This is a genomic window from Flavobacterium luteolum (genome assembly GCF_027111275.1).
Taxonomy (GTDB): Bacteria; Bacteroidota; Bacteroidia; order Flavobacteriales; family Flavobacteriaceae; genus Flavobacterium; species Flavobacterium luteolum.
This window is the reverse complement of sequence record NZ_CP114286.1, coordinates 4,356,746-4,370,801: the sequence shown is the minus strand read 5'-3', so window position 1 is coordinate 4,370,801 and position 14,056 is coordinate 4,356,746. Positions and strand designations below refer to the sequence as shown.

10 protein-coding genes are annotated in these 14,056 nt (G+C 33.7%); 2 read left to right on the top strand and 8 right to left on the bottom strand.

All coding sequences use genetic code 11. From position 1 onward, the window contains the following. Positions 1-16: 16 nt before the first annotated feature. The 3 genes from OZP10_RS18815 to susR all read right to left on the bottom strand — a co-directional run bounded on the left by OZP10_RS18815 (position 17) and on the right by susR (position 4,930). Positions 17-664: a DUF1349 domain-containing protein gene (locus OZP10_RS18815; RefSeq protein ID WP_111423663.1), complete on the bottom strand. Its 648-nt coding sequence runs from the start codon at positions 662-664 to the stop codon at positions 17-19. 197 nt (positions 665-861) lie between these two features. Beyond that, positions 862-3,078 carry a glycoside hydrolase family 3 C-terminal domain-containing protein gene (locus OZP10_RS18810; RefSeq protein WP_281632233.1) on the bottom strand — a complete coding sequence of 739 codons (2,217 nt, stop codon included), beginning with the start codon at positions 3,076-3,078 and terminating at the stop codon, positions 862-864. Between the two features lie 205 nt (positions 3,079-3,283). Continuing rightward, on the bottom strand, positions 3,284-4,930 hold the full coding sequence (gene susR, locus OZP10_RS18805; protein WP_281632232.1) for a SusR family glycan utilization regulator: 1,647 nt from the start codon (positions 4,928-4,930) through the stop codon (positions 3,284-3,286). A 114-nt stretch (positions 4,931-5,044) separates the two neighbouring features. On the opposite strand from susR, the gene OZP10_RS18800 reads away from it, so the two are divergent. Next, a complete protein-coding gene (locus tag OZP10_RS18800) occupies positions 5,045-5,389 on the top strand; it encodes a 5-carboxymethyl-2-hydroxymuconate Delta-isomerase (protein WP_281632231.1) in 345 nt (114 codons plus the stop codon). A 121-nt stretch (positions 5,390-5,510) separates the two neighbouring features. On the opposite strand, the gene OZP10_RS18795 is transcribed toward OZP10_RS18800, so the two are convergent. Together OZP10_RS18795 and OZP10_RS18790 are read right to left on the bottom strand one after the other, a co-directional pair. Then, a complete protein-coding gene (locus tag OZP10_RS18795; protein WP_281632230.1) occupies positions 5,511-7,769 on the bottom strand; it encodes an acyl-CoA dehydrogenase family protein in 2,259 nt (752 codons plus the stop codon). A 331-nt stretch (positions 7,770-8,100) separates the two neighbouring features. Continuing rightward, on the bottom strand, positions 8,101-9,015 hold the full coding sequence (locus OZP10_RS18790; protein WP_281632229.1) for an EamA family transporter: 915 nt from the start codon (positions 9,013-9,015) through the stop codon (positions 8,101-8,103). 111 nt (positions 9,016-9,126) lie between these two features. Between OZP10_RS18790 and OZP10_RS18785 the strand changes: the two genes are divergently transcribed. Next, complete coding sequence (locus tag OZP10_RS18785) at positions 9,127-10,548, top strand: aminotransferase-like domain-containing protein (RefSeq protein WP_281632228.1); 1,422 nt, start codon at positions 9,127-9,129, stop codon at positions 10,546-10,548. Positions 10,549-10,795: 247 nt separating this feature from the next. Here OZP10_RS18785 and OZP10_RS18780 read toward each other — a convergent pair whose 3' ends face one another. The 3 genes from OZP10_RS18780 to OZP10_RS18770 all read right to left on the bottom strand — a co-directional run bounded on the left by OZP10_RS18780 (position 10,796) and on the right by OZP10_RS18770 (position 14,055). Then, complete coding sequence (locus tag OZP10_RS18780) at positions 10,796-11,743, bottom strand: bestrophin family protein (protein WP_343543292.1); 948 nt, start codon at positions 11,741-11,743, stop codon at positions 10,796-10,798. A 124-nt stretch (positions 11,744-11,867) separates the two neighbouring features. Next, positions 11,868-12,590 carry a hypothetical protein gene (locus OZP10_RS18775; RefSeq protein ID WP_281632226.1) on the bottom strand — a complete coding sequence of 241 codons (723 nt, stop codon included), beginning with the start codon at positions 12,588-12,590 and terminating at the stop codon, positions 11,868-11,870. 82 nt (positions 12,591-12,672) lie between these two features. Beyond that, a complete protein-coding gene (locus OZP10_RS18770) occupies positions 12,673-14,055 on the bottom strand; it encodes a HAMP domain-containing sensor histidine kinase (RefSeq protein ID WP_281632225.1) in 1,383 nt (460 codons plus the stop codon). Position 14,056 lies beyond the last annotated feature (1 nt).

Here is a 14,056-nt window from a genome sequence, read left to right as displayed (position 1 = left end):
ACTTATAACTTCAAATCTATTGGTGATTTTTAAGCCATTCTAATCTTCTTTGGTCTGGCAAGTGTTTTACTGAGAAGTTTTCAAATTTAGCTTCAAAACCTTTTCCGTCTGGAGAAGCGGCCATTAAACCAACCATCACAGGCGTGTTATCCTGCAAAGGCGCATTTCTGGTCATGATGTAATTTTTATCATCAAAAGAATAAAATATCTCAACAGCATCTAATCTTCGTACGGCTTTTATCCAGATAAAAGGAGGCACTTTTTCTAAAGTTGTTACACTCCAATCACTTTTATCGTGCGTTACGACGGTACTGATATTGAATTTTCCATCAACGAATTCAACTCCAGTTTTAATGTAATTCTTTTCGTCAATACGAATCATTAATCCCATCTGGTCAAAACGAGCAATATAATTTCCCGTCAATTTTACTTTTGCTTCAAATTCTCCTCCATAGGTTGCATAGTAAAAAGGAGCATCATCGACTGTAAAACCATAATGCGAAATTCTCCAATAATCGCTATTTGCGGTGACATTCATAATTAAAGCATTGTTTTTAATTTCCCATTTTTCAGGTTCATTAAACCATTGCATTTTATTCAGACTTTGTGCTGAAATATTCTTCGCAAAAAATAAAGTCAATATTGCGAGCGTAATTTTTTTCATATCCATTTTTTTTTAAAACCATTAAGATATTAAGAAAATTAAGCTTTTACTTCATGAACCTGGCTCAAAATATTAGACAATAAAGCTATTCTTTATGTTTCTTAATGCCTTAATGGTAAGATTTTAACTAAAAGCAAAGCTGCAAATTTTTACACTTGCAGCTTTACAAACCAACCAATTTTTAGAAATAAAAAAACTTATTTAAGTGAAAAATTCACTTTAGATTTTATATCTGTTGAAGAAGCACCAATAATTGCTTCAAAATCACCAGGTTCAGCAACCCAGTCGTGTTTTTTATCGTCAAAGAAACTTAAAGCCGTTTTATCAACTGTAAACGTTACTGTTTTTTCTTCTCCAGCTTTAAGAGCTACTTTCTCAAAACCTTTTAATTCTTTTACTGGACGTGGCAATGAAGATTTTAAATCAGAAATATACAATTGAACTACTTCAGAACCTTCTCTGCTTCCAGTATTTTTTACATTTACAGAGAATGTGATTTTATCTCCAGCGTTCATTTGTTTTTTGTCTGCTGTTACTTTTCCGTAAGCAAAAGTCGTGTAGCTTAAACCGTGTCCGAAAGAGAACAAAGGTTTGATTTTGTTTTTATCAGCCCAACGGTACCCTACAAAAATTCCTTCATTGTATTTTACTGAATCACCACCTGGGAATTCACCTAAAGCGTGAGCTCCGTTATCAGATAATTTTACTGGGAAAGTGAAAGATAATTTTCCTGACGGATTCACATCGCCAACCAAAACATTTGCTAAAGCATTTCCAGCTTCAGTTCCTAAAAACCATCCTTGAACAATTCCTGGAACTTCTTTAATCCAAGGCATTGCGATTGCATTTCCAGAAATATTTACGAAAACAATGTTTTTGTTTACTTTCGCTAAATCGCTGATTAATTTATCCTGACCATAAGATAAATTCAATTCATTACGATCATGTCCTTCGTCATCTTGATTTGGACTTTTGTTCAATCCACCGATGAAAAGAACAATATCTGCATCTTTTGCCACTTTTAAAGCTTCTGCCGTTAACTCAGCAGGAGAACGTTTATCTTCTAAGCTTACTTTAGCTATAACTCCGTTATAGTTACTTGTCGGATCTCCTACATAACCTCTTGCGTATACAATTTCAGCTTGATTTCCGATTCTTTTCTTCAAACCTTCTAATGGTGTGATTTCGTATCTAGCTTTAAGTGAAGAACTTCCTCCACCAACAGTCATCATTTTAATAGCATTTTCTCCAATTACAGCAATCTTTTTAGTTTTAGAAAGATTGATTGGCAAAATGTTGTTGTTGTTTTGCAATAAAACAATTCCTTCTTCAGCAATTTTACGCCCTGCAATAGCGTGCTCTTCTGTTCCAAAAGATCCAAAAGGACGATTTCTATCCATAGTCGTCAAGAAAGATAAACGAAGAATACGACGCACTTTTTCATCTAATTCTTTTGTTCCAATTTCTCCTTTTCTGATCATTTCAGAATATGGTTTTGCTAAATAATAGTTGTCATAAGCATTACTTGTTCCCCAAGACAAACCATTTGTCCAAGAACCAAATTCCATATCCAATCCATTATGTATAGCTTGTTTAGTATCGTTAACACCACCCCAGTCAGAAACTACAACTCCTTTGAAGCCCCATTCTCCGCGAAGAATATCGTTTAACAAATATTCGTTATGGCAGCATTGCTGTCCTTTGTATTTATTGTAAGCGCCCATAATTGACCAAACATCACCTTCTTGAACTGCAGCTTTAAAAGCTGGAAGATAAATTTCGTACAATGTACGATCGTCAACAATTACGTCCACAGAATTACGTTTAGTTTCCTGATTGTTTAAAGCAAAATGTTTTACGCAAGCCGCAACTCCATTTGACTGCACTCCTTTAATATAGGGAACAACCATTTTTGAAGCTAAAAACGGATCTTCTCCCATATATTCGAAGTTACGTCCGTTTAATGGACTTCTGTAAATGTTTACACCAGGCCCTAATAATACGTTTTTGTTGCGGTAACGTGCTTCTTCTCCAATAGATTTACCATATAAAGAAGCCAATTCTTTGTTCCATGTTGATGAAAGTGCCGTAAGCGCTGGAAAAGCAATACAAGAATCGTTTGTCCATCCTGCCTGATCCCATTCGTCCCATTTTACCTCTGCACGAATTCCGTGTGGTCCATCGGTCATCCAGTTTTCTGGAATCCCAAGACGTTTTACACCTGGAGAACTAAATTTAGATTGCGCATGAATCATGGCAATTTTCTCTTCGGTAGTCATTCGTTTAAGCGCATCTTCTACACGCTCTTCAATCGGTTTTTTATCGTCTAGATAAACTGGCACTTTGTTCTGGGCATTCATTCCAACAGAACTTAGTAAAAGTAAAACAACAATTGTTTTAACGTTTTTTAACATAACAGTATTTATTAAAGCATTAGTTTATAATAGGAAAGTCTTCTTACCGAAAAACTTTTTTTATCATATTGTAAAACTAAAACGTTATAGTACATGTTACATTTTTAGACAGAAAAAAGTAGTAGATTAAAAAACTAAAATATTGAATTACAAAAACTTAACATTTTAAAATCACTAAAAAAAGTAGTAGATTTAAAACTATTTTTTACACTTTCAAAGTCTTTGAACCTATTTTCATGACCTTTTCTTCGAAATCATTTCGCGAAACTGCAGCCTTATTTCGAGCTCTTGTGCGATAGTTGTAAATTGTGCTTAAAGAATAACGTAAAAATGCCGCTATTTTAACACTATCAGTAATTCCTAATCTGATTAAAGCAAAAATTCGAAGCTCGGTATTTAGCAATTCATTTTGCTTGAGAACAATCTGTTCTTCTGGTATTAATAAAGCATTGAAATCTTTGACAAATGTTGGATATAAGTTTAAAAAGATAATATCGAAGTTCTTATACAATTCCTCTAATTCATTATCAACCAAAGTAGTTGACTTTAGAATTTTGTAAATTTCATCAAATTGTTTTGCCGTTGCTTTCTTGTTTAATATGATACGGTAATTTTCCAATTTATTGATGTAAGTCGAACAAAGGCTAAAGAAATGTGCTATATATTCTTCTTTTACCAAATTAGATTCAGACAATTGCAGATTACTTTCCTGCAACTGACTGTTTGTTTCGGTAATATCTTTGTTTAATTCGGCTAATTTCTGACTGGTTTCATAAAGTTCTGATCGAATTCTGGAAACCTTTTTCATCTGTATATACACGTAAATAACCGCAACGATCAAAAACAAAGAAAGCAGACTAATGCAAAGCAAGTAAATCTGTAATTCGCTTTTTCTCTGCGCTTCACGTTCTAAATATACGGTATTGATAATCGAATATACTTCAGACATGAGCAAAGTCCTGAACTGAACATTGCAATAAAGCGCGTCTTCAATGGCAGATTGCGTGAGTTTGTAGGCCATATCAACATCTCCTATTTCGTAAAAAACCAAAGCCAGTTCCTGCAAGGAAGCATTGTCTTTATTGGCATTTTTAATATCTGAAGTGGCCGAAAGCGCGTAGTATTTCTTTCTGTATTCTAAATCATGTGTGGCTTCTGCAATTTTCCCTAATAAATACGTAATCATTGCATATTGCGGACTTTCTTCTTTTGTTTTATTCAATAAAGCCAATAATTGCTTTTTGGGATCATTGTATTTTTTATCAATAAAAATATCCTGCTGAATTCTATTAATTTGAAAATCCAATGTATTCGGATTTAGAATACTTAATAATGAATCTCTATATTTTCCTATCTGTTTTCTATATTCAGGACTGTAACTATTTGCAGCGTAATGCTCGAAAAACTCACGATACGAAATAAAATAATTTGGGAGTAAAGAAGCAGGAAGGCTTTTTTTATTAATACTCTTTAAAATGGCTTCAGATTCACGGTATTTTCCAGAAGAGGAATAAAGCGTTACCAATTCCAATTGGGCCAAATTGAAAAGCTCTTTATTTTGAAGTTCTTCTGCAATTTTGAGGTTCTTTTTTACGTATTGAATAGCTGAATCTGAGTTTAGTTTCTGATATTCTAAATAAAGCGTTTTGTTGTAATTATACTCCTGTTCTTTGGTAAGATTCTCAGATTTAATTTTCTTGAAGTTCGCAATTCGTTCTTCTTTAATTTTTACGTAATGCTGTTTATTTTTGATTGCTTCGTTTAGCTCTTTTAAAATAACATCTGTGCTCTCCGATGCAAAAAGAGGAAAGCTAATAAGAACTGTAAAAAGGGAAAGAAATAGATTTTTCAAACTGACAAAAAAATAAAATAAGATATACAAATATAATAAAGTGTGTATTCTAAAATATTACAAGGGAGCTTTTTTATAATTTTGTTTCAACAAACCCTATAAAACTTAAAAATTATGCCACACTTTATAATTGACTGTTCAGAAAATGTGCTGCGCCGACTAGCTGCAGACGAAATAATACAGGGAGTTTTTGATGCCGCTTTATCAATTGATCTTTTTACTGCTTCGGAAATTAAAGTTCGTATTAATCCTTTTACAAATTATAACAACGGAAATACCTTAGATGATTTCATCCATGTTTTCAGCTATATTATGGAAGGACGAAATGATGAACAAAAAGGTAACCTATCAAAAGTAATTGTTACAAAATTGAATGCTCTGCTTCCAGAAGTTTCTGTAATTTCTATGAATGTCCAAGAATTTGAAAAGTCAAACTATTTTAATAAAACAATGATATAAAGGCTTTTATGTTATCATTACTTTTATGTCTTAAACTTTAATGGTATAAAAAAATCTTTGCCAAAGTTTAAAACTTTGGCAAAGATTTTTTTTAAACTTATATTACTTATATGGTTTAAAATTAAACCGCAATTGGCGCTGCCAAACAGCTTTCTGGAATATCAAAAGCATTTACCAGAGCTACAGCATCAGGACGAATATCCCAGCAAAGCTGATTTACAATTTTACGGACTGCTTTGGTTTTAACTGCTTCCATATAACCGTCTTCCAAATACCAAGCTTTATTTTTTTCGATTGTAGAAAGTGCGTACAGCTGATTCAGTTTCGTCAAAATTGCTTTTGATGGTTCATCTTCAACCGCTTTTATTGCAAGCTGAAATTGTTCTAGAACTATTCTTTCTAGATACGCCTGTGCAACATCAATCATTTGATGCTGAACGACATTAAATGCATCATAAGGCTCTAGTCCGCCATCAATCAATTTCTTGATGCGTCGCGCTGCAGAAGCCAAGATTGTCTTTTCTCTGTGAACAAATGCCTGAAGATGAAATTCACTATCTAACAAATGCTCATCATCTGTTCTTCTGGTTGCAATTGGATTTTTCTCAGCAATAGCTGTTTTTGCATTTTCATATACGTAATTAATGATTCCAAGCGAACCCATTTCTCCAAACGATTTTCTGAATTCTGCCAAACGATTTTTAGCCACTAATTGCATCAAAACCGTATTATCGCCTTCAAAAGTGGTATAGATTTCCGTGTCATTTTTAAGTGCATCGATTCGGTTTTCAGATAAATATCCTTTTCCTCCACACGCCTCACGGCATTCCTGCAAAATATCTCTCGTGCTCCAAGTTGAATACGATTTCATTCCCGCAGCCAAAGCTTCAATTTCTTGCATTTCAGCTTCCGTTCTATTTAAAAATCTGTTGGTTAGATATTGTAATGCAAAATGAACCGCATATGTTTTAGCCAAAGGCGGCAACAATCTGCGTTGATGCATTCTATAATTTAAGATCGGAACTTCAGATCCGCCTTCTGGTCCAAATTGTCTTCTTTGATCGCTGTAACGAATGGCAATTGTCAATCCAGATTTTGCTGCTGCTAAAGCTGAACGCGGAATCCCGATTCTACCTCCTACCAAAGTGCCTAACATGGTAAAAAATCTACGATTATCACTCGGAATCGGACTTTCAAATTCGCCTTTCTCATTCACAGAAGCAAAACGATCAAGCATATCTTCTTTCGGAATTACTACATTATCGAAACTAATCGTTCCATTATCTACGCCATTTAATCCCATTTTATGACCACAATCGCCAATTGTTACGCCATTTACGACATTTCCATTTGGATCGCGTAACGGAACCACAAACGCATTAACACCATAATCGTGATCGTCAATAATTAATTTCGCAAAAACAGTTGCTTTTTGTCCGTGAACAGCTGCGTTGCCAATATATTCTTTTTGCGCATTTTTATTTGGTGTGTGAATAGTAAAAGTCTGATCGCTATGATTGTAAGTTGCTGTAGTTTCTAAACCTTTTACGTTCGATCCGTGATGTGTTTCGGTCATAGCAAAACAGCCAGGAAGTTTCAGCGAGCCAATATCTTTTAAATATTTAGCATAATGTTTTTCAGTTCCAAGAGACTGAACGCTCATTCCCCAAAGTCCAAACTGAACACCAAATTTAATTACCAGACTTAAATCGTGATAGCTCAGCGTTTCCATAATCGCAAAATAATCTTCTACATTTCCCCCTCCTCCGTATTCCTTCGGATATGCCATACTTCCGAGGTTTTCATCGGCCAGAATTTTACACCATTTGTAAACGGTTTGTCTGAAAACGTTAATATCGGTAGAAGTTTCATACGCAAATTCGGGTCTTGAAATCACCGATTTTACTCTTTTGATTATTGTGGCTTCTTTTCCGTCTAAAATCTGAGTGATTTTCTGAATATCAAAACTAGCATTAGTATGAGAATCGGCAGTAAAAGAGCCTGCTTTGGTTTTAAAGTTTTGCAGCGCTTCTTCACCCAAAATTCCTAAATCATTTTCCAGTTTTTTGAAATCAGATTCTATTGGAGTTAAATCTAAATCGGTTCCTGAAAGTGCTTTTGCAATATCAAAAATGGACTTAACTGAAGATTTATCTTGAATGCTTTTTTCAATATCCGATTTCCATTGTGTGAGTTCATTTCGCGAAGGCGGATTTGAAATATCTACTTTAGAAAGTAAATATTCTTTTTCTTCTTGAGATAATACATTTAGAGAATTTATAAATCCTTGTAAAGTTGTAAACTCTTTTTGCGTCAGTAAATCATCTGACCACACTAAATAAAATAACGGAGTAAAGGCTTGAAGTTTGGATATTTTCATATGAGTGGTATTCGGTTTATAATAGTTTTTTTTCTGCCACAGATTACACAGATTAAAATGATTTTTTTTCTCACCACGAATTCCACTAATTTTCACAAATTTTATTCCCTATTCTAAAAATTTTTAATTCGTGAAAATTAGTGGAATTCGTGGCAACATTTTTTCTCACAAGAATATAATCTTTTTAATCTGTGAAATCTGTGGCTAAATATTTTTTTCAGTTTATTGCATAAAAAAACAGGAATGAAATATACTCATTCCTGTTTAAACATCCTGTTAAGATTCTGACAATTTTCGATTTTAAACCAATAAAAAATATGAAAACTAAGAATTAAGAACCTTTGGATATTGAGGTCATTTTTTGCTTTATGGCAAAAATATGATGCGAATTAAAAACTAACACTGCGGTAAAAATGATACCATATGCTGTAATCTGCAATGGCGTAATATTTTCTTTGAAAAAGAAGGCCGCCAAACCAAATGCAATCATCGGATTAATGTTTAATAACATTCCAACTGTCGAAGAGTTGATTCCTGAAAGTGCATATAAATTGAGAAATAACGGAATTATAGTAAATACAATTGCAATGGTTTCAATGCAGAGATAAAACTTAAATTCCGTTGGAACCGGTCCCCCAAAAACCGGATAAAACGGTAATAATACTAATGCTGCCAAGGTAATATGAAAAGTCAGTACAATAAATTTATCAAAACCTTTATTCGCACGCTGGCTTACTAAATAAGAGGCATAAGTTAATCCGATAATAATACTGAAAACCATATCCATAATAGCGGCATAAGACAGCAAAACACAGCCTGAAATGCTTAATCCCACAGAAATCCACTGCGTTTTGGACAGTTTTTCCTGCAATATAAAATAAGCTAATATGGTGGTCAGAATCGGGCAAACTAAATACGCTAGAGAAGTTGCTTTAACACTGACATGATTCATTACATAAATATACGTAAACCAATTTCCCATCAAAAAAGCACTTCCGCCAATATTCAATAAAACAGATTTTCTTTTTTCTGATTTTGGCAATGCTTTAAAAATTTCGATGGTCTCTTTTATTTGTTTTCTTTTGAATAAAAGGGCGATCAAAAGCATCAAAATACTACAGCTAAACACACGGAAAAATAGAATATCTAATGACGGATACTCATGAATTGGCCTTAAAACCAAGCTGAAAAGTCCCCATGTGGTAAAAGCAATAATTGCCGCTATATAATACTTTGTTGTTTTCACAAAAACTCCGATTTGATTTGTTTTCTTTTGATGAAGCAAATTTCTAAAAAATTAAACAGCAATACAGATACAGTTTTTGTAAATTGCAGCATAACAGTTTTTATTTTTACAATGAAAAATTCCAATTACTTATATCTTCAATTTGCTGACCTCATCGAAAAACAGATCAAATCTGGACTTTTAAATGTAGGCGACAAACTGCCATCTATACGAGAAGTGTGCGCTGAAACTGGTTACAGCATGAGTACTGTCAGCAAGGCATATTACGAAGTTGAAAGTCGTTCTTTGATCGAATCTAGACCGCAATCAGGCTATTATGTAAGTAATATTTCGGCTAGAACAATTCCAGAACCATCGGCAAGCACACCGCTTTTAACACTTGAAAACATTGAACGCGAGGATTTGGTTGATTTGGTTTATGGTGATATGCGTAAAAAAGATATTACGATGCTTTCGCTTGGTTTTCCATCAAATGAATTACTTCCGATTGCGAAACTTAATAAAGGTATGGTTCAGGCCATGCGCCAATTACCCAACAGCGGAACGAGTTATGAAGAAATTGAAGGTAATAGTAATTTAAGAAAAGAAATTGCGCGCTGGTCGTTTACTTGGGGCGGTTCTTTGACTGAAGATGATATTATAACAACTCCGGGCTGTATTTCGGCAATTTCGGATTGTTTACTAACGCTGACTAAGCCGGGAGATACGATTATTACAGAAAGCCCGGTTTACTTTGGAATTCTGCAATTGGCGAGATCATTGGGTTTGTATGTAATGGAACTTCCAACTAATATGACAACAGGAATCGAATTGGAAGCGGTCAAAAAAACACTTTCTACGAATAAAGTAAAAGCTTGTGTTTTGATGAGTAATTTCAGTAATCCGTCGGGAAGCATGCTACCAAATGAACATAAAAAGGAAATTGTCCGTTTAATGGATTTTTATAATGTCCCGCTAATTGAAGATGATATTCACGGCGATTTGTATTTTGGAACAAGCCGTCCGACAAACTGTAAAACTTATGATGAAAGCGGTATTGTTTTGTGCTGCAGTTCGGTTTCCAAAAGTCTGGCACCAGGCTATCGTGTGGGTTGGGTTTCGCCTGGGAAGTTTAAAAAAGAAGTTCTAAGAACCAAATTATACCATACGATCTCCAATTCAACTATTACACACGAAGTCGTTGGTGACTTTTTAAAAAATGGCCGTTATGAAAATCATCTTAGAAAAATTCGCCAAATTCTGAATCGAAACTGCACCAATTACATCAATACTGTTTTAGAATCTTTTCCTGCAGGAACCAAAGTGAGTCAGCCTCAAGGGGGGTTCTTTCTTTGGGTCGAATTGGATAAAAAAATAGATACCGCTGCTTTTTATCATTTAGCATTACAGCATAATATTAGTATTGCGCCCGGAAGGATTTTTTCATTTCAAAATCAATTTTCTAACTGCATGCGATTGAGTTTTGGATTGCCTTGGTCAAATGAATTGAGAACTGCTATTCAGACATTGGGGAGATTGGCGAAGCAATTGTAGACTAAGAAAATCAACACAATATTATCAACATCATCAAATTAACATAGCCCGTGGTTTCAACCACGGGAACGCATAGTAGTTTTTGATATTCTTTGCGTTCCAGCGGTTGAAACCGCAGGCTATATTTAAGATGTTTGTGTTATAATTGTTGTCTATATTCATTTTTTAAAATGACAAAACAAAAAAACTGGACAGTGCAACTACACACTGTCCAGCCAACAATTAAAAGAAGACCAAAATTAAATAGTTATAAGACAAAATAAGCGTCTTTCTCGACTTTCTTAGGTTCGTCATTTAATTCAAATTCTTTTAGGATATCAAATTCACTTTGATATTCATTCAGCATTTGTTTAATATTTTTTTCAATTGTATTTGCAATTGCCGTAACAGGAGTATCTGTTGGTCGGTTTTCAAACGGATCTTGCAAATGAATCGCCATTCTTTCGATTAAAAAGAAAGCGGCACCAATTGCAGTAATCAACGGAATTGCAAACCAGCTTAATACGCTTGTTAATCCGAAAGGCAATACAAAAATGAATAAACACAAGGTCAATCTAATGTACATGCTGTATGTTGTTGGAAAAATCGTGTTTTTAATACGCTCACATTTTCCCATTTCATCACATAATCTTGACAATGTATTATCAATTTCTACCTGTTGGTACATATTGATTTTCTTTTCGTTTTTAGCGGTTCTTAAATCTCTTGCGTGCAGCATCAAAATGGCATTCGGAACGTTCTGATGATTTTTGATGTATTTGATTTCTTCTTCGCTAATTAAACCTTCAAGCGGTTTTATGGCATCTCTTTTTCTAAGCGATTCTCCTAAACTGTAACACCAAGCGATTTGCCTTTTAGCAAAATTTTCTTTGAATTCGCTGGCTTCAACTGAATAACCAGGATCATTGTAAAAGGTTAAAACTTGACGAATAAGTGTTCTTGAATCATTTACTACAGCTCCCCAAACTATTCTCGCTTCCCACCATCTGTCATAAGCTTGATTGGACTTAAAAGCTAATAATAAGGAAATAATTGTTCCAATCATGGTTGGAATCGCAATCGGGATATCTACAGGAAGATTGATGAAATAATGATGGAAAATTTCAAATAGTACTGTATATGCGAGTACTAGAGCAATTTCTACTTTAATTTTCCCGAGAACGTACTTCATTGGTATTCTTTTCTTTAATAACATATTTTCGGTTTTAAATTAATATTTTTAAGGGGCTAAGGAACTAAGGGGCTAAGGTTCTGAGATCTTAAGGCTAAAAATTAAAAAACTTAGTACCTTAGAACCTCAGAATCTGAGAACCTTAGTCTCAAACCATCTCTTCGTACAATGAAAGAACCGGAAGCCCTAGCTTTTCATTGACATTTTCTTTTTTGACTTTCTTAAATTTGATTTTTTCGCCTTTGCGTGTTTCTACTAACATATCGATGTTATGTTTTGAAATGGCTTCTGATAAAAACGGTGCAACATTTTCGTAGTTATCTTCAAAATTGGCTGTTTGACTCACAATTTCAAAAGAGAAATTGGCGCTTAAGAATTCCTGTACATCTTTTACATGGATATTTTTACTGGAATTTTCTACATATAAAGCTTTATGGAAAACCTCTTTATTGACTTCTGTACTTAAATGCAGAATCGGGCATTTTTGATTCCCAGCCAATTGCACTAAATACTGATGAATTCTTTTGCTTTCTTGCTTATAAGAGTGCGTAAGAATAACCAGCTTTACCGAAAAAGCTTCAATGAGACGTTTGAAAATTGGCGCTGAAAGTCCGTATTGGTTGTGAACTTTTAGCTTAATATTTGAAGTATGTTCTATAATATAACGGCAAGTTTCTAAAACTTCTTCCTGACTTTTGGTAAGTCCAGATCTCATTTCTCTTAAGAAGCCCGAAGAAGAAAACGTATCAGGAGCTTCTGTAACTAATACTAAAATAATTTCCGATTCCGTATTCTTAGACTGATTTACCGCAGATTTAACTGCCGAAATAGTATCATCTTTTAAAGTTGTAGGTATAAGAAAATTTTTCATAAGTATATCTTTTAGTTTATACCTACAAAATAACTGTCCGCAAATTAGACCTTAATTAATTTAAAATTAGAATTTTCTAAAATTAAACATTAGATTTTTTAATGTTGCCTTTTTTGAAGATGATCGTAACGATTGTTCCTTTGTTTTGTTCTGACTGTACTTGAAGTTCACCATCGTGCATTCTAATAATTTTAGACGCTAAGGGCAATCCTAAACCATAACCAATATACTTAGCCGCAATTTTGCCTCTAAAGAAAGGCTCATATAAATGCGGAATATCTTCTGGCGGAATTCCGATACCAATATCATTGATCGTGATTTTGATCATTTCTTTATTGGCTGTAAGATTTACAAAGACTTCGTTGTTGTCTGAATATTTTACTCCATTCGTAATAATATTATTGATAGCCAATTCTAAAAGTGGTTTATTGCATGGTAACAATAATAGATTAGAATCTTCTGGAGCAAAATTAAGTTTAATGCTTACGCGGTTATCTGGATAAATTTTATCTAAATCTGATTTTACATCCAACAACAATTCGTCCATTCGGGCAATATCTGAAACTTGTTTTTGTCCGTCATATCCTGTCTGCGTTAATTTAAGAAGACTTTCTGTCAAATTCCCTAATCTTGAAGCCTGGCTATAAATATTTTGCAAAGATTCTACATATTCATGCTTTTCTCTCTCTTTTAGCAACATAATCTCAGATTCGGCAATAATGGTTGTAATTGGCGTTTTTAACTCGTGAGAAGCATTATTAATAAAGTTAGCTTGAATTTCAAAAGAAGTTTCCAATCGATCCAACATATTATTGAACGTATTGGTCAAATCTGAAATTTCATCAGAATTTTTAACTTCGGGAAGACGATTGTGCAAATTAGAAGCACTAATTCTTTTTACTTCTTTAGTAATTCTTGCTACAGGATTAATAACACGTTTGGCTAGGAATCGCCCTAAAAGAAAAGCAAGAATTACAAATCCGATTCCGCCAAAAAGCATAATTTTGACAATATAAACGGTTGTATCTCTACCTTTACGGTCTCTCGCACCAACAATCACAATATATTTCTGATTGTTTTCTTGAAAAATCTGTCCTAAATAATATTTATTATCTCTTTCATAAGAATCTTTTCCCGTTCTTAAGATATTGGTATAAAAGGTATTTGGAAGATTGAGATTAGTATTATAATCAAAACTATTATGGCTATTTATTTTTAATACATATTCTTCTTCTTCAATTAATTCCTCAAGACCATTTTTTTGAAGATTTTTATAATATTTAATTTTCTCTGGGTCTTTTTGAAAATGAATTGAAGCGACAATTTTTGCTCTATCGTCTAATCGCTTTAAAAAGTGATATCGATTGTTTTCTCTAAAAAGAAAAAATACGATAATACACAATAGCGAAGTGCTAAAGGTAGAAAGGGCAACATAATTGAAAGTGATTTTTTTTCTAATATCCATA